The organism is Culicoidibacter larvae (assembly GCF_005771635.1).
GTDB lineage: Bacteria > Bacillota_I > Bacilli_A > Culicoidibacterales > Culicoidibacteraceae > Culicoidibacter > Culicoidibacter larvae.
The window spans coordinates 41,627-63,622 of sequence record NZ_VBWP01000005.1 but is presented as its reverse complement, the minus strand read 5'-3'; the positions used below and the strand labels follow the sequence as shown (position 1 = coordinate 63,622).

20 protein-coding genes are annotated in these 21,996 nt (G+C 40.6%); 17 read left to right on the top strand and 3 right to left on the bottom strand.

What is annotated here, in order from left to right; all coding sequences use genetic code 11:
* Positions 1-156: 156 nt before the first annotated feature.
* From FEZ08_RS06725 to ptsP, 6 genes are all read left to right on the top strand, one after another.
* Positions 157-1,149: a 2-oxoacid:acceptor oxidoreductase family protein gene (locus tag FEZ08_RS06725; RefSeq protein WP_138190957.1), complete on the top strand. Its 993-nt coding sequence runs from the start codon at positions 157-159 to the stop codon at positions 1,147-1,149.
* Positions 1,149-3,419 carry a thiamine pyrophosphate-dependent enzyme gene (locus tag FEZ08_RS06720; RefSeq protein WP_138190956.1) on the top strand — a complete coding sequence of 757 codons (2,271 nt, stop codon included), beginning with the start codon at positions 1,149-1,151 and terminating at the stop codon, positions 3,417-3,419. The genes FEZ08_RS06725 and FEZ08_RS06720 overlap by 1 nt, the downstream gene beginning before the upstream one ends.
* Positions 3,420-3,564: 145 nt before the next feature.
* Complete coding sequence (locus FEZ08_RS06715) at positions 3,565-5,097, top strand: PTS transporter subunit EIIC (RefSeq protein ID WP_138190955.1); 1,533 nt, start codon at positions 3,565-3,567, stop codon at positions 5,095-5,097.
* 15 nt (positions 5,098-5,112) lie between these two features.
* The gene (locus FEZ08_RS06710; protein WP_138190954.1) at positions 5,113-5,919 is read left to right on the top strand and encodes a MurR/RpiR family transcriptional regulator; all 807 of its coding nucleotides are present in this window, start codon (positions 5,113-5,115) and stop codon (positions 5,917-5,919) included.
* Positions 5,920-6,080: 161 nt separating this feature from the next.
* A complete protein-coding gene (locus tag FEZ08_RS06705) occupies positions 6,081-6,347 on the top strand; it encodes a phosphocarrier protein HPr (RefSeq protein WP_138190953.1) in 267 nt (88 codons plus the stop codon).
* Positions 6,348-6,617: 270 nt separating this feature from the next.
* Complete coding sequence (gene ptsP / locus FEZ08_RS06700; protein WP_138190952.1) at positions 6,618-8,330, top strand: phosphoenolpyruvate--protein phosphotransferase; 1,713 nt, start codon at positions 6,618-6,620, stop codon at positions 8,328-8,330.
* Positions 8,331-8,377: 47 nt separating this feature from the next.
* Here ptsP and FEZ08_RS06695 read toward each other — a convergent pair whose 3' ends face one another.
* Together FEZ08_RS06695 and FEZ08_RS06690 are read right to left on the bottom strand one after the other, a co-directional pair.
* Positions 8,378-9,208, bottom strand: coding sequence for a metallophosphoesterase (locus tag FEZ08_RS06695; RefSeq protein WP_138190951.1), 831 nt, complete (start codon positions 9,206-9,208; stop codon positions 8,378-8,380).
* The gene (locus FEZ08_RS06690; protein ID WP_138190950.1) at positions 9,205-9,717 is read right to left on the bottom strand and encodes a GAF domain-containing protein; all 513 of its coding nucleotides are present in this window, start codon (positions 9,715-9,717) and stop codon (positions 9,205-9,207) included. The genes FEZ08_RS06695 and FEZ08_RS06690 overlap by 4 nt, the downstream gene beginning before the upstream one ends.
* Positions 9,718-9,846: 129 nt before the next feature.
* Here FEZ08_RS06690 and FEZ08_RS06685 point away from each other — a divergent pair, with 129 nt between their 5' ends.
* From FEZ08_RS06685 to FEZ08_RS06645, 9 genes are all read left to right on the top strand, one after another.
* The gene (locus FEZ08_RS06685) at positions 9,847-10,314 is read left to right on the top strand and encodes a hypothetical protein (protein WP_138190949.1); all 468 of its coding nucleotides are present in this window, start codon (positions 9,847-9,849) and stop codon (positions 10,312-10,314) included.
* 205 nt (positions 10,315-10,519) lie between these two features.
* The gene (gene pyrR, locus FEZ08_RS06680) at positions 10,520-11,026 is read left to right on the top strand and encodes a bifunctional pyr operon transcriptional regulator/uracil phosphoribosyltransferase PyrR (protein WP_138190948.1); all 507 of its coding nucleotides are present in this window, start codon (positions 10,520-10,522) and stop codon (positions 11,024-11,026) included.
* Positions 11,027-11,328: 302 nt separating this feature from the next.
* Positions 11,329-12,207, top strand: a complete 879-nt coding sequence (locus FEZ08_RS06675; RefSeq protein ID WP_138190947.1) for an aspartate carbamoyltransferase catalytic subunit — start codon at positions 11,329-11,331, stop codon at positions 12,205-12,207.
* A 5-nt stretch (positions 12,208-12,212) separates the two neighbouring features.
* Positions 12,213-13,502 carry a dihydroorotase gene (locus FEZ08_RS06670; RefSeq protein ID WP_138190946.1) on the top strand — a complete coding sequence of 430 codons (1,290 nt, stop codon included), beginning with the start codon at positions 12,213-12,215 and terminating at the stop codon, positions 13,500-13,502.
* Positions 13,492-14,256, top strand: coding sequence for a dihydroorotate dehydrogenase electron transfer subunit (locus FEZ08_RS06665; RefSeq protein ID WP_199288047.1), 765 nt, complete (start codon positions 13,492-13,494; stop codon positions 14,254-14,256). Before FEZ08_RS06670 ends, FEZ08_RS06665 begins: the two co-directional genes overlap by 11 nt.
* Positions 14,249-15,160 (top strand): dihydroorotate dehydrogenase, encoded by a 912-nt coding sequence (locus tag FEZ08_RS06660; RefSeq protein ID WP_138190945.1) that lies wholly within the window; start codon positions 14,249-14,251, stop codon positions 15,158-15,160. Before FEZ08_RS06665 ends, FEZ08_RS06660 begins: the two co-directional genes overlap by 8 nt.
* A complete protein-coding gene (pyrF, locus tag FEZ08_RS06655) occupies positions 15,157-15,846 on the top strand; it encodes an orotidine-5'-phosphate decarboxylase (RefSeq protein WP_138190944.1) in 690 nt (229 codons plus the stop codon). Before FEZ08_RS06660 ends, pyrF begins: the two co-directional genes overlap by 4 nt.
* The gene (gene pyrE, locus FEZ08_RS06650; RefSeq protein ID WP_138190943.1) at positions 15,846-16,463 is read left to right on the top strand and encodes an orotate phosphoribosyltransferase; all 618 of its coding nucleotides are present in this window, start codon (positions 15,846-15,848) and stop codon (positions 16,461-16,463) included. The genes pyrF and pyrE overlap by 1 nt, the downstream gene beginning before the upstream one ends.
* A gap of 133 nt (positions 16,464-16,596) precedes the next feature.
* Positions 16,597-17,376, top strand: a complete 780-nt coding sequence (locus FEZ08_RS06645; RefSeq protein WP_171014990.1) for a sulfite exporter TauE/SafE family protein — start codon at positions 16,597-16,599, stop codon at positions 17,374-17,376.
* Positions 17,377-17,401: 25 nt separating this feature from the next.
* On the opposite strand, the gene FEZ08_RS06640 is transcribed toward FEZ08_RS06645, so the two are convergent.
* Positions 17,402-18,247 (bottom strand): aminoglycoside 6-adenylyltransferase, encoded by an 846-nt coding sequence (locus tag FEZ08_RS06640; RefSeq protein WP_138190941.1) that lies wholly within the window; start codon positions 18,245-18,247, stop codon positions 17,402-17,404.
* 212 nt (positions 18,248-18,459) lie between these two features.
* Here FEZ08_RS06640 and FEZ08_RS06635 point away from each other — a divergent pair, with 212 nt between their 5' ends.
* Both FEZ08_RS06635 and FEZ08_RS06630 read left to right on the top strand, forming a co-directional pair.
* Positions 18,460-20,208, top strand: a complete 1,749-nt coding sequence (locus tag FEZ08_RS06635; protein ID WP_138190940.1) for an ABC transporter ATP-binding protein — start codon at positions 18,460-18,462, stop codon at positions 20,206-20,208.
* Positions 20,208-21,980, top strand: a complete 1,773-nt coding sequence (locus FEZ08_RS06630) for an ABC transporter ATP-binding protein (RefSeq protein WP_138190939.1) — start codon at positions 20,208-20,210, stop codon at positions 21,978-21,980. The genes FEZ08_RS06635 and FEZ08_RS06630 overlap by 1 nt, the downstream gene beginning before the upstream one ends.
* Positions 21,981-21,996: the final 16 nt, after the last annotated feature.

Here is a 21,996-nt window from a genome sequence, read left to right as displayed (position 1 = left end):
ATGTGAAAAACCAAATAAAACAAAGGATAAATAGTACTTTTTTTAACTAATTCACATTAATTATCTTTTTGGTAGTTATTCCCAAAAAAGTGGTGTATAATGGTGGGGTAATGCTTTGTTTAAAAAGCTTTTATAGAAATTTTGAGGTGAAAATATATGCAGTTTATACCAAATGAACAAGGGTTCTTTGAGATTCGTTTAGAGTCTATTGGTGGTCAAGGAGCATACTCTGCCGGACAAATGCTTGCTGAAGTCGGAGTAAGCGGCTCAGCATTGCATGCGATTTGTTTTGCTGATTATGGTTCTGAGAAAAAAGGAGCGCCGGTTAAAACATTTATTCGTTTTGCTAGTAACACAATGACAATCAGAAATTACTCACCAGTTGAGTTTCCGCAAGTTGTTGTGGTTTTTCATGAGCAGTTATTCATGACCCAACCAGTAACGAACGGTTTAGATCCGGAAGGGATTTTAATTGTTAATACGCCAAAAACACCGCAACAGATTAAAGATGAGTTTAATCCTGATGTGAAAACAATTGTTACTGTTGACGGAATTAGTATTGCGATGGGATATAAAACTAAGTCTAATACTGCGGTTTTAGGTGCGATTTTTAAAGTGCTTGAGTTTTTAAATCCTGAGTATATTGAAAAATCAATTGAGAAGATGTTTGGCTATAAGTATCCACATTTAGTTGGACCGAATATTGATACTTTCAAAGATGGTATGAGCCAAGCTCAAATTGCTGAGTTTGAAGTTTCAACGACACAATCACGTCAAACAATTGAGACACCATTTGGTTACGAGACTCAGTTGCTTGGTGGTGTTATTGAAGGTGCTAATAGTTTTAAAAAGAATTTAAGTGCTTCTCGTGAAGGATATTTACCTGAGTGGATTGAATCAAAATGTATTCATTGTTCAAACTGTGATAATGTTTGTCCTGATTATTGTTTTGTCTGGGAAGAAGGAACGGATGCGCGCGGACGTGAAGCAATGTTCCTTAAAGGTATTGATTATAATTACTGCAAAGGTTGCTTGAAATGTGTTCAGGTATGTCCTACCAGTGCACTTGTTGATATGGTTGAAACGCAAGGATATGCTGAGGCGCATCGTTTTGAAAAGAGCTTTCCTTATTTAGGAGGTAAAAAATAATGGCAAAGAAACAAGTAGACGGATTTAAGTCCGGAAATGAGATGGCAGCAATTGCTGCTGCCGATATTAATTATCATGTGATGGGATATTATCCAATTAGTCCATCAACTGAAGTTGCGCAATACTTAGATATGATGGGCGCAAACGGAAAACATAATGTAAAATTGATTGCTGCTGATGGTGAACATGGTGCTGCAGGAATTTGTTATGGAGCAGCAACAACCGGTGCCCGTGTATTTAATGCTACGAGTGCAAACGGATTGATGTATATGTTAGAACAGTTGCCGGTACAATCAGGAACGCGTTATCCGATGGTGTTAAACTTGATTAACCGTGCCGTAAGCGGCCCGCTTAATATTCACTGTGATCACTCAGATTTATACTTTGCATTGAATAGCGGTTGGATTATTGTGACTGCTGCTAATCCGCAAGCGGTTTATGATTTGAATATTATGGCGCTTAAAATTGCTGAGCACCGTGATGTTCGCCTGCCTGCAATCGTTTCTTATGATGGCTATATTACATCACATCAAAAACATAACATTAAAACATTTGCTGATGAGCAAGATGTTCGTGATTTTGTAGGTGATGTTGACTATGATGCTTACGCATATATTGGTCAAATGAAAAAAGGTCCGGTTACTGTTGGCGCACATATGAAAGGTGATGACTTTATTAATAATCATTACCAAATGTCACTTGCTAACGACCGTGCTTTGGAAGTTTTTGAAGAAGTTGCTAAAGAATATGAAAAACTTTCTGGACGTTCATATCCATTAGTTGAAGTATATGGCGATGAAGATGCTGATGTGGCATTATTCATTTTAAACTCATCAGGAGATATTGCTAAAGATGCTGTTGATGAATTGAAAGCTGAGGGCAAAAAAGTAAAAGTTATTCGTCCAAATATTGTTCGGCCATTCCCGGCAGAAGCAATCTTAGATGCCCTTGAAGGTGTAAAAGTTGTTGTTGCTATGGACCGTGCCGATAGTGCTGGTGCTAAAGGCGGTAATATATCACATGACTTAAAAGCAGTATTGCACGACTACGGTCGCAGTGATTTAACTGTAATTAATCGCATTTATGGTCTTGGTGGTAAAGAATTCTTTATCGAAGATGCTAAAGCGTTATTTGAACTTGGCTTTGACACGATTGCCGGAAGTTCAACTGCGTTGTTTGATTACTATGGCGTGAACAAAGGGAACGAAGAGCAAACACGGGCGATGATTCATCGTCAGTTGGAGCCAATGGATCCGGATCGCTACAAGACCGGAAAAATCTCAGCCGAATGGGATGAAGAAACGCAAAAGGTAAAAGTGAAGGTTCCGCCATTGCGTAACCTGACTGCTAAACCTAAGCGTTTGGCAAGCGGACATGGTGCATGTCCTGGTTGCGGGATTTTCCCGGGACTTGAGTTGTTCTTTAAAGGTATCGAAGGCGATATTATCATGGTAAACCAAACTGGTTGTGCTTATGTAATTACAGCTGGATATCCTTATAGTGCGCATCAACAACATTATATTCACAACTTGTTCCAATCAGGAGCTGCAACATTATCGGGTGTAGCTGAGGCAATCTTCCAATTGAAAGATCGCGGCGAAGTTGAATTTGATGATGATGCAACATTTGTTATGGTTACCGGCGATGGCGGTATGGATATTGGTATGGGTTCTGCAATTGGGGCAGCATTACGTGGTCATAAGTTAATTATGGTTGAGTATGATAACCAAGGGTATATGAATACCGGAGCGCAAATGTCTTATTCAACACCACTTGGAAACCGAACTAGTACAACCAATATTGGTAGTGTGCGTGTAGGGAAACAATATCACCATAAAGATACTGCCCAAATTATGGCTGCATGTAATATGCCATATGTATTTACTGGTGCAGAATCATCACCGCAAGACTTAGTGAAAAAGGGTGCGAAAGCACACTGGTATGCTAAACATGTCGGACCGGTTTACGGTAAGATTTTAATCGCTTGTCCATTGAACTGGAAATCAGCTGACCATGATGGTACTAATGTTATCAAAGCAGCAGTTGATTCAGGGTTCTTCCCATTATATGAGGTAGAGAATGGCGTAACAACTATTACTTATGATCCAAAAGGTGAAAAACGTATTCCAATCGAAGAGTGGTTAGGCTATATGGGCAAAACCAAACATTTATTGAAACCGGAAAATCATGAGTTACTTGAAAGTTTACGAAGCGAGGTAGATCGTCGTTTCCGGAAACTGCAAGCGAAACATGAGCACCCTGATTTATAGGATAAAAATTAAGAAAAGCGAAGGCTGAGCAGCCTTCGCTTTTTCTGATGTTGCAGGTCAGATGTTTATTTGTATTTTTTCCCTAAATACGATACAATAAGGGAGTATATTTTTGGTGAAACATATGTAAGGAGATTCTAAATCTATGAAAATATTTCGCTTAGTTAAAACGTCATTATTAATTCCGCTGGCGATATTTCCAGTGGCGATTTTATTGACAGTAATTGGGAACTTTTTGAAGCAGCCGGCACTGATTGGCACTGATTTTTTTGTGCAGCAGGTACCGTGGTTGGCGAACTTATTGATTAACTCAGGGAATGCGATTATTGCTAATATCGGGCTTTTCTTTGCGATTGCGATTGCCATTGGTTTATCTAAGCGTTCAGTGGCAGCGATTAGTGCGGTTATGGGTTATTTGATGTTGAGTGCAATTACGCCGACATTAGCACCGCTTATTGGTGGTGACGCCTATAATATTTTGACGCAGCAGATTCCGATGACATTAGTACCGTTTGATTTATTTGCCGGAGCAGCATTAGGGTTTATTAGCGCGCTGATTGCTAATAATGTTGAGAATAAGCAGAATGTTAATAATGCAACCTTGTTTGGGACTGAGGGCAAGATTTTAATTTACAGTTTGTTTATTGATATTGTGGTTGCGGTTATTTTGAGTATTATTTGGCCGTTTGCTTTTGTAGCAATTTCTAAGTTTTTACAATTGCTGCCTACTCTAGTGGGCCAGTTAGTAACTTATTTCTTCTATGGATTTGCACGTATTATTTTGGAGCCGCTCGGACTTTCTACAACCCTCACTTCGTTGATGGAGTATACGCAGATTGGTGGGGTTTGGAATTCGCCGACCGGGCAGCAGGTTGCCGGTGATTTACAGATTTGGATGGCACAGCTTTCTACGGGAATGCCATTTACTGCCGGGACGATTTCTACCGGTAGCTACGTGCTGGCTATTTTTGCGATACCGGGTATGGCACTGGCGTTGGTGCGAACATCGATGATTGAGCACCGTAAGACGGTTGCCGCAATTGTATTGTCGTTCTCATTGATTTCGATTGTTACCGGATTTACGCTGCCTTTGGAGATTATTATCCTGTTTACTTCGCCGATTTTGTATGTGTTGCATGCACTTTTATCAGGTGTGCTTTACGTCATTTTGCAGATGAGCAATATTTTTATCGGAGCAACATATGGTGGCGGTATTATTGAGTTCATTATGTATGGGATTATTCCCGGAGCCGGAAAAACCGGTGCTTGGTTATTAATCATCATTGGTTTCATTTACTTTGGGGTTTATTACTTCTCTTTCACAGCGCTTATCAATGTGTTCAAGTTGAAATCATTTGGTCGCGAGAAAGAAGAATTAATCTTGTTGTCTGAAAGTAACTCAATACATCAACATTCAATGGCTTCACAAGAGGAGCGGATTGATGTTATTATTCGTGCTTTAGGCGGATATGAAAATATTAAAAAAGTTGCCGCATCAGTATATCGTTTGCATGTTGATGTGCACAATATTGATCTTGTTGATCAACAGTTAATTAAAAAGCAAGGCGCAGCCGGTGTATTTGAAGTACAAGGACAAATTCAAATTATCTTTGGTGCTTTAACGCGCGAGTACTTACAACGTTTTGAGGCAAAATTAGCTGAATATCAACAATACTAGGGTAGGAGGAAAGCCATGAACGCAATTAGTCGATTAACTTCTTTTATCAATAATGCTAAGGAGCAAGATATTTATTATACGGTTGCGTACACGATTCTGGAAAATCAATTGGCAATCGGAAAAATCAGTATTAATGATTTAGCTGAGAGATGTCATGTTTCTCCTTCAACGATTAGTCGCTTCTGCCGGATGTTTGGTTATGATAATTTTCACCAGTTTAAGAAAAATTTTGAAGCTTCATTAAATGTTGAACAGGTTATTTTTGATATTTCACCGAAAGAGATTATGCAAATGATGGATGATCCTAAAAAAGATTTAACCGAATATAATCTGCGGGTTGCTAAAATTATGCAGCACACAGTTGATAATTTAGACTTCGATGAAATTGATATTATTTTGAAAAAAATTCACGATGCCCAAAAAGTTGCTTTCTTTGGTATCATGTTTCCTCAATATGCAGCCTCGTTAATGCAAATGAACTTGATGTATCTGAATAAAATTACGATGGCATATAATGATACTCAGGAACAATTGAAGTGTGCTGAAAATCTTGATGAAGATAGCGTTGCTGTCGTTTTTACCAATGAAGGAAATATCAGTCTGATTTCTCCGGCAATGACCCGGGCAATTTATAAAAGCGGGGCGACACTGGTTGTTATTACCCAAAACCCGGATACGAAGTTGTCATTGAAGGCTGACCACATTATTACCGTTGGCGAAGCAAAAGGATATGATGTAGGGCGCTTTATCATGGTGCAGATTGTTGAAATTCTTTCCAAACGATATTACTGTTTGTTTTATAATCCTTATGAGGAAAAATAGAAAAACCCGTGCCCTTGCGGCACGGGTTTTTCACCCTTAAAATACTATTAGCATGAATGGGTTTACAAAGTTGTGGATTTCTGATAAAAATCATTGATTTGAAAGCGATAATCAGTTACAATATAGATTGTATATAAACACAAATATAAGGAGAGATAAACATGGCAGACTTAGTAGTTAAAGTTGTGGACCCAAGTGGTATTCATGCACGTCCGGCAACAGTTCTTGTAAATGCAGCAGGAGGATTTACTTCAGATTTGAAGTTAGAATATAACGGAAACCAAGTAAATTTAAAATCAATCATGGGTGTTATGTCACTTGCGGTTCCAAGTGGAGCTGAAGTGAAAATCATTGCTGAAGGTGATGATGCAGCAACTGCTCTTGATGAAATTGTTGCAGTTATGAAAAAAGAAGGCGTAGCTGAGTAATTGAAACTTAGAGCTTGAAGCATTGTTCAGGCTCTTTTTATTATCAGAATAAAGACCGATGAGAAACGCCCGCAATTCTATGAAAATCGAAAAAAATGCTCGGTTACGCTGCGACAACAGGCTTTATAACCTGTTGTGGGCAAGTACTCTTGGGGTGCGTATATCAAGATACGCGCCCTCCCAATTTTTCCGATTTCCTATAATTTCAAGCGTTTTCAATCAGTCTTAAACTAGCTTTCATCAATATTATAATTACAGGAGGTTATTTAGATGAAATTCAACGGAATAGGCGCTTCTAACGGGATTGCGATTGCCCATATTTATAAATTGGAACATCCGGTATTAGCACCAGTCAAAAAAGATATTACAGATGTAGATGCAGAGATTGCCCGCTTTGATTCAGCGATTGACAAATCACAAGGTGAATTGGAACGAATTCGCGATAATGCGATGGCAAAAATGGGTAAGGAAAAAGCAGATGTGTTCAATGCGCATTTGTTGATGCTTGCTGACCCTGAGTTTATGGATGCGGTTCGCGCTAAAGTGCGAAACGAAAAAGTAAATTCGGATTTTGCACTTAAAGAAGTTGCGACTATGTTTATCACTATGTTTGAGGGTATGGATAATGAGTATATGCGTGAGCGTGCGGCAGATATTAAAGATGTATCTAGTCGTGTATTAGCGCATTTATTAGGAAAAACAATTCCTGATTTAACTTTAATTGATCAGGAAGTTGTAATTGTTGCAGATGATTTAACGCCATCTGATACTGCGCAATTGAATAAAAAATTTGTAAAAGGATTCGCTACTAATATTGGCGGGCGTACATCGCATTCAGCTATTATGGCGCGTTCATTGGAGATTCCGGCAACAGTAGGACTAAAAAATATTCTTGAATCAGTTGAAGCCGGTCAAGTTGTGGTTATGAACGGTGAAACCGGTGAGGTTATCGTTGAACCTAGCGATGATGAAGTAAAAGAATATCAAAAAGCGGCAATTGCTTTCAATGAATTAAAAGCAATGTTAGCGAAATTTAAAGATCAACCAACGGTTACGGCTGATGGTCATCATTTAGAATTGGTAGCAAATATTGGTACACCAAATGATATTGAAGGTATTATCAATAACGGTGGTGAAGGTGTAGGATTATACCGTACTGAATTCTTATACATGGATGCGAGTGTAGCGCCAAGTGAAGAAGAACAATATCAAGCTTACAAAGCGGTATTGGAAGGAATGGCCGGAAAACCAGTTGTTGTTCGTACATTAGATATCGGCGGCGACAAAAAATTGCCATACTTACCATTGCCACATGAAGAAAATCCATTTTTAGGATACCGTGCGTTACGTATGTGTATCGGTGATTTCAAAGATATTTTTAATACACAATTACGTGCGTTATTGCGTGCTTCTGTACACGGAAATCTCAAAATTATGTTCCCAATGGTTACTATTTTACCAGAGTTTCGTGCAGCAAAAGAAATGTTGCTTGAACAAAAGGCGGCGTTGCTCGCTGAGGGTATTGCAGTAAGTGAGGATATCGAAGTTGGGATGATGATGGAAGTACCTGCATCAGCAATTCTTGCTGATCAGTTTGCGAAAGAAGCTGACTTCTTCTCAATCGGAACCAATGACTTGATTGGTTATACAATGGCTGCAGACCGTATGAATCAAAAGGTTTCATATTTATATCAACCATATAACCCATCAATCTTGCGAGTTGTAAAAGGTATTATTGACGCTAGTCATGCAGAAGGTAAATGGACTGGAATGTGTGGCGAGATGGCTGGTGACTTAACCGCAATTCCACTTTTAGTTGGATTAGGTTTGGATGAGTTCTCAATGAGTGCATCATCAATTTTACCGGCACGTGAATTAATGTCACGTTTGTCAAAAGCTGAAATGGAAAAAGTTGCTGAGCAAGCTTTACAAATGGGAACAGCTGAAGAAGTTGTTGAACTTGTTAATAATGCTTTGAAATAGACTTATGAAGAAAAAGAAAAAGCCACATTCTGAGGAATGTGGCTTTTTTATAATTGTAAAATATCAACAGCCGGCCAATTGAAGATACGTACAGGGAAGCCTTGGACGTTGCCGAGCCCGCCACTTACGTAAAGGTATGATTCATTCTCGATATACCATCCTTTAATATAATTGCTGTTGCTGTCTTTTGGAATGAAGAGTGTGTTGAGAAACGGGATGCCGATTTGACCACCGTGGTTGTAACCGGAAATTTGTAATTTTACATTTGCTGCTTTGGAAGTTGTAAGAAATGTATTAGGATTTTGTGCCAGAACGATAACCGGAATGTTTTGATCTAAGCTGTTTAGTTTGTCGAGGATATCACCTGGTTGGGTGTCCGGATTAAAACCAGCAAGGATAACCGGGTTGTCAGTTTGATTGTAAATATACTTAGTGCTGTCTTCTAATACTAGAAATCCGCTGGCTTTTAATATTTCTTTGACCTTGCCACTTTCATCAACATCAGATTTTCCCAATACTGCATACTTGCCAAGCGGCGCTTGCAGATTAGATAGAATTTTTGTCATTTCTGAAGATTCAATATTAGCAAGTTGTTCAGGGCTGATTAATCCGCCGGTAAAGAAGATGATGTCCGGTTCTTGATTGTTGATTGCTTCAACGGCCTTGCCTAAATCAGCAGCGCTGAAGTTGTTGCCGACCATTGGGTCGGTAAGAACACCAACTTTGGTATAGTTGAAGCTTTCCGGAAAAGCAGCAGAATTGATTGGCGGATTATAGGTTGTTGTTAGAAGCTTGGGTTCTACAAAGTAGCCGTATAAGCTGATTGATAGTAAAATTAATGATGCGATAATCAACGTGCGAAGAAATATTTTTTTCATGCAGGTACCTCATTTTCGGCAGCAAGCTGATTCATCAACTTGGCTACAAATTCTTCAATATAGGTTTGCTCGGCTGCCGAGAAACGTGCGGTAATCGGGGCGTCGATATCGAGGACACCGATTACCTTATGATTTTCTACTAATGGAACAACCAACTCACTGCGACTGTTAGCATCACAGGCAATATGTCCAGGGAATTGGTGAACATCAGCAATGTTCAGGGTTTGGTTTTGAGCAGCGGCAGTTCCGCAAACACCCTTGCCGATGGCGATACGAGTGCATGCCGGTAATCCTTGAAATGGCCCCAGCAGTAATGTATCAGGATTATTGGTGTCAAGCAGATAGAAACCGACCCAGTTAATATCATCAAGGAAATAGTTGAGCAATGCGCTCATATTAGCAAGCGTTGCCAGTCTATCTTGTTCAGCGGCAAGTAAACCACTTTGTGCTTGAAAAAGCAATTTAAAATTATCTTCAATATTCTTTGATTTTGGAAATGGTTGAAACATATATTTGTGCCACCTTCAGTCATTTTTGCTACCTCTTATTGTATCAAAAAAAGCCGGTTAATGCCACATGAATAGTCCTTGCTGAAAGCTCTGGTTTGCGGTAAAATAAATGATAAAGAGGTGAGGGCAATGAATAAGAGTAAATCAGTCATATTTTTTGTTTGTGCGTTAATTGTTTTTGCAATCGGTATCTATCGCTGGCAAACTGATTCACAAACAGCGCTATTGATTTTAGTACTGGCAGTTTTAGGGGCCGGTTACGCAGTTTTTCAATTTTTTGCTACTCCTCATGATGCGGCAGAAATTCTGGCCGACGGCGTTAAGGTTATTGGCTTCCCGGAAATTGCCTGGGAAGATATTCGTGAACTTGATTATGTTGAAAACTATATATCACCGTTGCGTGCCAACCAAATGGTTACCTTTTTAAGTTTGACGATAAGCGACGCCTATAAGGCATCACTTACCGATCACCAAACACGCTTATTAAAACAAAATCATCATCAATATGAATGCGATCTGGCTATCTTTGCAGTCAAGAAAACCCGGCTTGGTGATGCCTATGACCAAATTGAAGCACACATGGCAGTGAAATATTAGTAAATGTTCGGAGTTCCATTGCAAATATCAAAAAGACATGCTATACTCAATACAACAATCCTTTAAGTTATACCCAAGAGAGGTTACAAGGACAGACACCGTGAAGCGACAAATTTCTTTTTGGAGAAATGTTTGGCACCTCTTTTATTAAAAGTGGTGCCGTTTTTTTATAACTTAAAGCAAAAATAAAGGAGTGACTGAGCATATGAAGTTAGTAGTTGATGATGCAACCATGAACCGCATGCTGACGCGGATTACCCATGAGATTTTGGAGAAGAACGGAACCGTTAATGACACCGTTTTAGTTGGCATTAAAACCCGCGGCATTTATTTGGCAGAACGTATTGCCAGCAGAATCGAAACCCTCTACCAAGCACGTGTTGAAGTTGAGGAACTCGATATCAGCAATTACCGCGATGACCAGCCGCACACCGGCAATGCCAGCGGCATTACCGGCGACTTAACCAACAAAATCGTGATTTTGGTGGACGATGTGCTCTACACTGGTCGCAGCATCCGCGCAGCGCTTGATGCGTTGGTTGAGCACGGCCGGCCGAAACAAATTCAGCTGGTGACCTTGGTGGACCGCGGTCACCGCGAATTTCCGATTCGCCCGGACTATGTTGGCAAGAACTTGCCAACTGCCAACACCGAGAAAGTAACGGTGTTGATGACTGAGGTTGACGGTGAAGACGGCGTTACGATAAACTAGGATTTTTGAGAAACGATCGCAATCTTTGAAAGCTGTAAAAACTTGATCAGTTACGTATGTTAAGATACGCTCCTTCTCAACTTTTCACAACTTCCTTTGATTTCCGACGCGCTTGCGCTAGTACCTTGCGTGAAACGTTTTCAAAAAATACTGAAATTTTATAATGACCTTTTAAGAGAAGTACAGAGAGACTTACAAAGGTGCAATGAATACCCGAGACATGGTTGTTTTTGGGAGAAGGTTGAACACTTTGTGAGCATGGCTCGCAAGGTGTTCTTTTTTTAGAATAAGGAGTTGAAGTGATGAAAAATTTTGTAACTTTGGATGATATTTCCAATGACCAGATTATGGCCTTGATCAAAGAGGCGGTTCATTATAAGCAAACCGGGACGGCACCGGATTTTGCAGGGTTTTATATATCTAATTTATTTTATGAGAATAGTACGCGGACAAAGCTTTCTTTTGAGATGGCGGAGAAGAAGTCGGGGATGCAGGTTATTCATTTTGATGTTGAGACTTCTAGTGTGAAAAAGGGTGAGACCTTGTATGATACGGTGCGGACACTTGAATCAATCGGTGTGCAGGCAGTGGTTGTTCGCCATGGGCAAGAACGTTATTATGATGAATTGATTGGTCATGTTGGGATTCCGGTTATTAGTGGTGGTGATGGTTGTGGTGATCATCCCAGCCAGTCATTGTTGGACTTGGTAACGATTTATGAAGAATTTGGCACTTTTGAAGGGTTAAAGGTGGTTATCGCCGGAGATATTTTACATAGTCGCGTGGCTCATTCTAATGCGAAGATTATGAAGCGCTTGGGTGCGGAGTTGTTTTTTGCAACACCGGCATATTGGCAGGATGCCAGTTTACGTGAGGGTGAGTTTGTGCATTTGGATGATGTAATTGAAACTGCTGATGTGGTGATGTTGTTGCGGATTCAGAATGAGCGGCATGCGAAGTCATATAATCAGGATAACTTTCTGGATGTTTACGGGTTGTCAAAAGAGCGGGAAGCGAAGATGAAGACAGAGGCAATTATTATGCACCCAGCGCCAATCAATCGTGATGTTGAGATTGATGGGGATTTGATTGAGTCGGAAAAATCACGGATTTTTCCGCAGATGAATAATGGTGTGTATGCGCGGATGGCGATTTTGAACTATGCGCTGAAGGGAGAGTAGGTTTGATGAAAACAGTTCTAGTGAATGGTATGGTTTTCATGCCGGATGGCGAGTTCATGCAAACAAATGTTGTTATTGCTGATGGCAAGATTTTGAGTATTGGGAATGATGTGCCTGCTGATGCTGAGTTTATTGATGTGAGCGGGAAATTGGTAGCACCTGGTTTTATTGATGTTCATGTGCATTTGCGTGAACCGGGCTTTACTCATAAAGAAACGATTGCCAGCGGCAGTATGGCGGCAGCAAGTGGCGGGTTTACCCAAATTTGTGCAATGCCGAATACTAAGCCGGTGATTGATAATGCAGCGGTACTCACCGATTTTTATGCAACAGTTAAACGAGATGCTGTTGTAAAGGTGCATGGTTATGCGGCAATTACCGATAGTTTGACTAGTGAAGAGCTGGTTGATTTTGCAGCGTTAAAAGCAGCTGGAGCTTTTGCTTTCACTAACGATGGTGTTGGGGTGCAGACAGCTGATGTGATGTACCGGGCAATGCAACAAGCTGCGAGTTTGGATATGGCGGTTGTGGCCCATTGCGAAGATAATAGTTTGATATATGGTGGGGCAGTGCATCAAGGTGAAGTCAGTGAACGGCTTGGAGTCAATGGTATTCCAAGTATTTGTGAGAGTGTGCAGATTGCTCGTGATGTGCTGCTGGCAGAAGCGGCTGATTGTCATTATCATGTTTGTCATGTTAGTACCAAAGAGTCGGTGCGGGTGATTCGCGATGCTAAGCGTGCCGGGATTCGGGTAAGTGCTGAGGTGACACCGCATCATTTGTTATTGAGTGAAGATGAAGTTGTTGCAGCAGACACTCATTTTAAAATGAACCCGCCATTGCGTTCGCGTGCTGATCAAATTGCTCTTATTGAAGGCTTGCTTGATGGCACAATCGATTGTATTGCTACCGATCATGCGCCGCATCATCGAGATGAGAAGGTGCAGCCAATTACTAAGGCGCCCTTTGGTATTATTGGTTTAGAGCATACATTTAGTTTATTGTACAGCGAACTGGTTGGCAATGGAATTTGCAGCTTAGAGCAGTTGTTAGATTGGTTGAGTTATAAACCGGCAGCACTATTTGGTATGAGTGGCGGCAAGTTGGCGCCAGGGCAACCAGCAGATATTGCGGTGATTGATTTGGATGCGACTGAAACAATTGCAGAACCATTTTATTCATTATCGGCTAACTCACCATTTATTGGTTGGGAGACGCAAGGATTGGTTGAGCAAACCTTTGTTGATGGCAAAAAAGTTTTTGATAGAAAGAGTGGTGTTGGAATTGAGCATTAAATATTCGATGCGACTTGTGAGTCAGAAGCAACTTGCTAAAGATGTATACCTGTGTGTGCTGGAAGGGGATTTGGTGCAACAAATCACCGCGCCGGGACAGTTTATTCAATTGCAGGTACCAGATCATTATTTGCGCCGGCCAATTAGCATTTGTGATTATGATCAGGCAGCTAATCAGTTAACCATTATCTATAAGGTGTTTGGTACCGGTACAGCAGCGTTTGCTGAGCTTGAAGCCGGGCAAATGGTTTCATGCCTTGGTCCGCTTGGTAATGGTTTTGATGTTGCGGCAGCTGCTGCTGCGGAGCAGATTGTACTTGTTGGCGGCGGCGTTGGTGTCCCCCCGCTTTATGGTTTGGCTAAGGCGTTATTGGCACAGTATCCGCAAAAGAAGATTACTGCAGTTTTGGGTTTTAATCAGGCTGACGATGTCTTTTATGCGCCTGAGTTTGCTGAATTGCTACCAACTACGGTGATGACTATTGATGGTTCTTTGGGAGAAGAGGGGACAGTCATCGCTGCCTTACAGCCGATGACTGTTGATTATATATATAGTTGCGGTCCGACTGGGATGCTGCGAGCTATTGAGACGGCTTTTCCCGAAGTAAAAGGGCAGGTTTCATTGGAAGAGCGTATGGCATGCGGATTTGGTGCATGTATGGCTTGCGTTTGTAAGACCGATAATGATAAAGGATACGCTCGGGTTTGTCTGGATGGTCCGGTGTTTGCGATGGGAAGTGTTGTGTATGAATAGGTTGGCAGTTAGTTTGCCAGGACTAGAAATGAAGAATCCGATTATGCCGGCATCTGGTTGTTTTGGTTTTGGACGTGAGTTTGCGCCCTTGTATGATTTGTCGGTATTAGGCGGCGTGATGGTAAAGTCGACGACGCTGGAACCGCGCTTTGGTAATGCGACGCCGCGGGTGGCGGAGACGCCAAACGGGATGTTGAATGCGATTGGGTTGCAGAATCCCGGTGTTGATGCGATTATTGAGCATGAGTTGCCGTGGTTGGCGCAGTATGATACGAAGATTATTGTTAATCTAGCTGGCAGCAGCAAGGATGATTATATTGCAACCGCTAAACGTTTAGCGATGAGTCAGCATGTTGATGCTATTGAGCTGAATATTTCTTGTCCTAATGTGAAGGCTGGCGGTATCCAGTTTGGTACTGACCCTGAGGTCGCTGGTGAATTAACGGCGGCGATTAAGGCAGTGAGTTTGGTGCCGGTGTATGTGAAGCTGTCACCGAATGTGACTGATATTGTGGCAATGGCGAAGGCGGTTGCGGCAGCGGGAGCCGATGGGATTAGTTTGATTAATACATTGGTTGGTATGCGTTTGGATTACGCAACCGGCAAACCGGTGCTGGCTAATACGATTGGCGGACTTTCCGGGCCGGCGATTATGCCGGTAGCATTACGGATGGTTTATCAGGTGGCATCTAGTATTGATATTCCGATTATTGGTATGGGTGGTATTAGTTGTGCTCGTGATGTCGTTGAATTCTTTAGCGCCGGAGCGAGTGCCGTAGCAGTCGGTACGGCTAACTTTAATAATCCGTATGTGATGCCGGAAATTATCGATGAGTTACCGACTTTGCTTGATGGGCTGGGTGTGGTTTCAATAAATGATTTGAAAGGGAGAGCATGGTTATGAGTCAAACACCGATTATTATTGCGTGTGATTTTGCCAGTCGTGCCGAGTTGGAAATTTTTTTACAGCCTTTTGGCAGTGAGCCGTTGTTTTTAAAGATTGGCATGGAGTTGTATTATAAGGAAGGCAATAGTTTAGTGCAGGAGTTGAAGGAGCGCGGCTACAAAGTGTTTTTAGATTTGAAGCTGCATGATATTCCCAATACTGTGGCACAGGCATTGCGGAGCTTAGCGCAGTTGGATGTTGAGTATATTACTGTTCATGCTACTGGCGGAGCGGCGATGCTGAAAGCAGCAAGTGAGGCAGTGCAAGGTTCTAAAACTAAGCTTTTGGCGGTGACGGTTTTGACGAGCATTAGCGAGGAAAGTTTGCAGCGCGATTTGGGCGTAGTGGCAACACTGGACGAAACTGTGATGGCATATGCCAAGATGGCGCAGGATAATGGCATTGATGGTGTCATTTGTTCGCCACATGAGACGGCAGCAATACGGGCACAGGCAGGTACTGAGTTCGCGATTGTAACGCCGGGTATCCGTGATGTAAATGATGCTACAGATGATCAAGCGCGGGTAGCGACGCCGGAATGGGCACTTGAACAAGGTGCTACGGAATTGGTTATTGGTCGCTCGATTACTGGCAGCAAGCAACCATTGGCGACATATATGAATATTAAGGAGCGAATAAAATAATGAAATCAAAAGCAATTTTACAAGGATTATTGGACATTGGTGCTATTGCCATTAATATAGAAGAACCCTTTACTTGGGCATCAGGCATTCAGTCGCCGATTTATTGCGATAACCGCAAATCAATTGGTCATTATAAATTACGGCGCGGTATTGCCCTTAATTTATCAGCAATTATTGCTGAGCAATTTCCCGATGCAGATATTATTGGCGGAACTGCAACAGCGGGAATTCCCCATGCAACATCGGTTGCTGATGAATTAAAAATGCCGCTTATTTATTTCCGTTCGCAACCAAAGGCGCACGGAACGAAATCGGCAATTGAAGGTGATTATCAACCGGGACAAAAAGTTGTCGTTGTTGAAGATTTAATTTCAACCGGTGGCAGTGTTATCAAATGTGTTGAATATGCTAAAGAGGCTGGTTTGGAAGTTCTGGGTGTAGTAGCGATATTCAGCTATGAATTGACGAGCAGTGATGAAAACTTCAAACAAGTTGGCATACCGCTTTACACGGCGGCGAAGTTCAGTGAACTGAGCGAACTCCTGCAATTAAATGAATCGCAGCAGAAATTTTTGACTCAATGGCGAAAAGATCCTCGTGATACTTCTATATGGTAGGAAAGTTGGCAAGGCTTGGCGGTAGACCCGCCAAACCTTGCTTATTTTAATAAAAGGAGTAAATAGCCGCAAAATTGTGGTATAATATTGCTAGATGTTTTTACTTTTGACAGGAAGAGGCGCAAGCGCAATGCTGATAAAAATTATTTATTTTCTAGTTATTATTTTTGCTAATACAGTGGGTTCAATTTCGGGAATGGGCGGTGGCGTGTTAATCAAACCGATTTTCGATGCGATTGGCGCCCACACTTTAGCAACAATTACTTTTTATTCCAGCGTTGCGGTATTTACAATGGCGATTGTGTCAACAATCCGCCAGCTTAGAAACGGTGTGAGGGTATACTTTGCTTCTGCTGCTGCCCTTTCCGCCGGCTCAGTACTGGGCGGCTTGCTTGGCAACATTATCTTTGAAAAGTTGCTGTTCTTTTTCCCTGATGAATCCAGCGTATTGCTGATTCAAATTATTCTGACAATTATTATGTTGGTATTCGTATTGCTATTCACCAAAGAGAACATGCGCAGCTTCCGATTGAAACATTGGTTCTGGTATGTGCTGGTTGGCTTGTTCCTAGGTGGAATTGCAACCTTGCTCGGCATTGGCGGCGGACCAATCAACGTTACTTTGTTGATGCTTTGCTTTGGTATGTCAATCAAGCCGGCAACAGTCTACTCGATTATCACTATCTTTTTCTCGCAGCTTTCCAAATTAGTGACGGTTGGCTTTACCACTGGCTACATGGTTTTCGATTTAAGCATTCTGTGGGCGATTATCCCGGCGGCAATTATCGGCGGCTTGCTCGGCGCTAAAATCAGTAACATTTTGCCTTCTAATAAGGTCATGTTCGTTTATCGGGCAGTGATTATTGTTGTTATTGTCTTGAATATTTATAATTTAGTGATGATTTATTTCTGAAAATTTTTTTAAAAGAGACCGCACTTTAGGTGCGGTCTCTTTCCATGTTTTGTATATCAGTAAAGTATTTCATAGCTTTTTGATGAAGTTTCTCCGGATATTGATAATTAAGTTTGCGGGCGGCATAGGCAAAGAGTTCTATTGCGGCGTAGAGTGCCTGCCAGTTTTCTTCGTAGTTTGCAGCAGCATAAGTTGCATTTAGCTGCTCGATTTCAGTCTTGCTCAGATACTGCTCAATATTGCGCCCATGTTTGAAATGTTTGAGTGGCGTATTGCTTTTAGCTGCCAAGTACCATTCAAGCATTGGTAAGAGTTTTTCAAAACGCATGAAGGCAAAACTATATTTAGCTTCCATCAGTTGTTGGCGCCAGAGGTTTTTGGCTATGTAACTGCATTCCATAAAGAAACTGCCGATCATGTCGTCAAACTGTCGTTTTTCTGGCGCCTTTATATAGTAAGATTGATGAGTTGCTTCGAGTAAGTTTTCGGTAAACCTACCTTTATCAATGAGTACCTGATAATCATTGTCGAGGTCCGGGTCATAGGTGTTGCTGAGTTTTTCCAGCAACTCAGTAGGGATTATTTTATAATCCACTTTCGTATAGTCTTCATAAATGACCATTCGCATATAGAGCTCGATATCATGTTGGATGAATTGATCGTTGAAACGAAACATAGGCTGATCATAAAATTGCATCCAAGTATCTGATGTGATGAATATTTCCGGATTTGAAGTATAGATTTCAATATCATAATCCGAAAGTGCGTCAATGGTAAGGTTACGAACTCGGGTGCTGGTTAAAATAACTGCGTCTATTGCCGGATGATTTTGACAAAAACTGAGTAGAGTATCTAAAAAATGGTCATTCATAAGAAAACACCGCCTTAGTTTTATTATATCAAAATTGTATGAAAGTTGGCGTAATTTATCAATCAATGCACTTGACTTTGTAACAATGTTACGCTAAAATAGAAAAAGTCAGCAAAAGAATAAATGTTTTCATTGACAGTTATTTTTTATTGCGGTATTATAGGTACTCTGCTGTTTTAGCAGGAGTATATGATAAGGGAGGAAATCAGTACATGAACACATTATTCAAGCAAATGAAAAACTACAAATTTATGACTTTTTTGTCAATTGTATTTGTAGCGATCATGGCAATTGCTTCATTGTGGCAACCGAAGCTATTACAAGAAGTATTAACGGCAATCATGGAAGATAACTTGGATGCAATTAATACGCTTGGGGTTTGGTTGATTGGTGTTGCGGTAGTTGGGTTAATTGCCGGAATTGCCAACACAATTGCATCGGCGAAAGTTGCTCAAGGAGTCGGCGCAGATCTGCGTGAAGCAGCATTCAGAAAAATTCAAACGTTCTCATTCAGTAATATTGAACGTTTTTCATCAGGAAACTTAGTTGTTCGTTTAACCAATGACATTACCCAAGTGCAAAACTTAGTTATGATGACTTTACAATCATTAACAAGAATTCCAATCATTTTTATTGGTGCATTTGTAATGGCGATGTTTACATTGCCGCAATTATGGTGGATTATTATATTACTGATTGTCCTTGTTGCTATTGTTTTAATGGTAGCGTTCAGCTTTATGGGTCGTTATTTTGGTAAGCTGCAACATTACTTAGATAAAGTAAACACAATTGCAAAAGAAAACTTCGCCGGAATCCGGGTAGTAAAATCTTTTGTTCAAGAAGATAACGAATTAAAAAGATTCACTAAGACAAGTGATAAATTGAATGAGTATACTATTAAAGTTGGCTATATTTTCTCAATTATTATTCCATCATTCATGATGATTGGAAACTTGGCAGTAGTTGGTGCAATCTATTTCGTTGGCAGCGGTATTTTAGACAATGTTACAATGGCTGATATGCCAAACATCATTACTACTATCGCAGCAATTCCGTCATTCATCAGCTACTTGATGCAAATTATGATGGCAATTATCATTGGCGGCATGTTAGTTTCATTCTCTTCACGTGCATTTATTTCTCTTGGACGTTTAAATGAAATCATGCATACCAACCCTGATATTGTTTATGATCCAAATGCACCTGAAGAAACATTGCCAGGAACTGTTGAGTTTCGTAATGTATCGTTCAAATACAATGATGATGAAGAATTAATGTTGAAAAATATCTCGTTTACAGCGAACAGTGGTGAGATGGTTGGTGTCGTTGGTGCGACTGGAGCCGGCAAATCAACGCTAGTACAGCTGATTCCGCGACTTTATGATCCAACTGACGGGGAGATATTAATAGGTGGAAAAGATTTGCGCACCTTAAATAAAAACACCGTACAAAACACTATCGCAATTGTATTACAAAAAGCAATCCTGTTCTCGGGAACTATTGCTGATAACTTGCGTCATGGGAAAAAGCAAGCCAATCTTGAAGACATGAACCGGGCTTCAGGAATTGCGCAAGCAAAAGAGTTTATTGAGAAATTAGATACTCAATATGAATCACATGTGCAAGAACGCGGTAATAACTTCTCAGGTGGTCAAAAACAACGTATCTCAATTACCCGTGGAGTTATCGGTGATCCAAGAATCTTGATTCTGGATGACAGTACCAGTGCTTTGGATGCTCGTTCTGAAAAATTAGTAAAAGAAGCATTGAACCATGAATTGACTGATACAACTACAATTATTGTTGCTCAGAAGATTTCTTCAGTTGTTCATGCTGATAAAATCTTAGTTCTCGATAATGGTGAATTAGTTGGTGTCGGAACCCATAAAGAACTCATTCAGAACAGTGATGTTTATCGTGAAATTTACGAGACCCAAAAAGGGAAGGAGGTCGTTGCCTAATGGAAAAGAAAAATACACCACTTCGTTTTTTCTGGCACTATTTACGTGCTTATAAGATTCAATTATTAGTAGTACTTATTGTATGTGTTATTTCTACTTACCTACAGGTAAAAGCTCCTGAGTTTATGGGCCAGGCAATTCAAGAATTAGGGAACTATGTAGGAACCTTCTTTACTACCGGAGTTGCTGACAACTCTAAGTTCATGGAAATCTTAATGTGGATGGCAATCTTCTTCATTTTAATTTCTGCCGGGATGTTTATTCAAACAATTATGTTTGTTGGTATTTCCGGAAAGTCAACAAACCGGATGCGTATCGGTTTGTTCCGCAAGTTGGAACAATTAGCAATTCGTTTCTTCGATAGTCATAATGATGGTGAAATCTTGATTCGTTTTACCAGCGATATTGATAACATTTCAAATACTTTGAACCAAGCTGTTGGTCAAGTTATCGGAAACGTCGCTTTAATGATCGGGGTTATCATTATGATGTTCCAACAAAATGTTTCACTTGCTTTAGTTACTTTGGCAGTTGCTCCATTTGCGATTGTCTTTGCTGTTATAATCATTCGCAAAGCTGGCAAGTATGTTAACTTACAACAAGAAGAGCTCGGTGATCTTAACGGTTATATTGATGAAAAGATTTCTGGACAGAAAGTAATTATTACTTACGGTCTTGAAGATGAAACAATTGATGGATTTGTTGAGTATAATGAAAAAGTAAAAAGTGCAACAACTAAAGGTCAGATTTACTCAGGGATGTTATTCCCGGCAATGCAAGGGATTTCATTACTCAGTATGGCCATTGTAATCTTCTTTGGCGGCTGGCTGACATTAAATGGTGACATTGAACGTACAGCAGCATTAGCATTGATTGTTATGTTTGTTCAATATGCTCGTCAATTCTATCAACCATTGAGTGAGATTTCATCTCAGTACAGCATGTTACAATTAGCATTTACCGGTGCTCGCCGGGTTGCGGCAATCTTCGATGAAAAAGATGAAGAAGAGCGACCAAATGTTAAAAAGATTGATCGTATCAGCGGTGACATTCAACTGAACCATGTTGACTTTGCTTACAATCCGGATAAACCGATTTTAAAAGATGTCAGCATTGATGTTCAAGAAGGTCATATGATTGCCCTCGTTGGACCAACTGGTTCTGGGAAGACAACAATTATGAACTTGTTAAACCGTTTCTATAATGTAACTGGCGGTGAAATTCTGATTGATGGTACTGATATTCGCGATATTGAACTGGCTTCTCTAAGAAGTAATATCGGTATTGTTCTTCAGGACTCAGTATTATTTAGTGGTACAATCCGCGATAATATTGTCTTCGGAAAACTTGATGCTACTGATGAAGAAGTGACAAATGCTGCCAAATTGGCAAATATTCATGACTTCATTATGGGTCTTGACGATGGCTATGACACAATCGTTAGTGATGAAAACAACATGTTCAGTGTTGGTCAAAAACAATTAATCAGTATTGCACGTACAATTATTACTGATCCTAGCTTATTAATCCTTGATGAAGCAACAAGTAACGTTGATACCGTAACTGAAAGCAAAATTCAAGCAGCGATGGAAAATGTAATCAAAGGACGTACAAGTTTCGTTATTGCTCACCGTCTTAAAACTATTCTAAATGCAGACCATATCGTGGTATTGCATCATGGTGAAGTTATTGAACAAGGTGATCACGAATCACTGCTTAAAGATGATGGCTTCTATGCTGAATTGTATAATAACCAATTTGTCTTTGAATAAAATTTGAATCCCGCGG

Coding starts and splice junctions, on each gene's coding strand:
- FEZ08_RS06725 (WP_138190957.1), top strand. CDS start 157: ATGCAGTTTATACCAAATGAACAAGGGTTCTTTGAGATTCGTTTAGAG.
- FEZ08_RS06720 (WP_138190956.1), top strand. CDS start 1,149: ATGGCAAAGAAACAAGTAGACGGATTTAAGTCCGGAAATGAGATGGCA.
- FEZ08_RS06715 (WP_138190955.1), top strand. CDS start 3,565: ATGAAAATATTTCGCTTAGTTAAAACGTCATTATTAATTCCGCTGGCG.
- FEZ08_RS06710 (WP_138190954.1), top strand. CDS start 5,113: ATGAACGCAATTAGTCGATTAACTTCTTTTATCAATAATGCTAAGGAG.
- FEZ08_RS06705 (WP_138190953.1), top strand. CDS start 6,081: ATGGCAGACTTAGTAGTTAAAGTTGTGGACCCAAGTGGTATTCATGCA.
- ptsP (WP_138190952.1), top strand. CDS start 6,618: ATGAAATTCAACGGAATAGGCGCTTCTAACGGGATTGCGATTGCCCAT.
- FEZ08_RS06695 (WP_138190951.1), bottom strand. CDS start 9,208: ATGAAAAAAATATTTCTTCGCACGTTGATTATCGCATCATTAATTTTA.
- FEZ08_RS06690 (WP_138190950.1), bottom strand. CDS start 9,717: ATGTTTCAACCATTTCCAAAATCAAAGAATATTGAAGATAATTTTAAA.
- FEZ08_RS06685 (WP_138190949.1), top strand. CDS start 9,847: ATGAATAAGAGTAAATCAGTCATATTTTTTGTTTGTGCGTTAATTGTT.
- pyrR (WP_138190948.1), top strand. CDS start 10,520: ATGAAGTTAGTAGTTGATGATGCAACCATGAACCGCATGCTGACGCGG.
- FEZ08_RS06675 (WP_138190947.1), top strand. CDS start 11,329: ATGAAAAATTTTGTAACTTTGGATGATATTTCCAATGACCAGATTATG.
- FEZ08_RS06670 (WP_138190946.1), top strand. CDS start 12,213: ATGAAAACAGTTCTAGTGAATGGTATGGTTTTCATGCCGGATGGCGAG.
- FEZ08_RS06660 (WP_138190945.1), top strand. CDS start 14,249: ATGAATAGGTTGGCAGTTAGTTTGCCAGGACTAGAAATGAAGAATCCG.
- pyrF (WP_138190944.1), top strand. CDS start 15,157: ATGAGTCAAACACCGATTATTATTGCGTGTGATTTTGCCAGTCGTGCC.
- pyrE (WP_138190943.1), top strand. CDS start 15,846: ATGAAATCAAAAGCAATTTTACAAGGATTATTGGACATTGGTGCTATT.
- FEZ08_RS06640 (WP_138190941.1), bottom strand. CDS start 18,247: ATGAATGACCATTTTTTAGATACTCTACTCAGTTTTTGTCAAAATCAT.
- FEZ08_RS06635 (WP_138190940.1), top strand. CDS start 18,460: ATGAACACATTATTCAAGCAAATGAAAAACTACAAATTTATGACTTTT.
- FEZ08_RS06630 (WP_138190939.1), top strand. CDS start 20,208: ATGGAAAAGAAAAATACACCACTTCGTTTTTTCTGGCACTATTTACGT.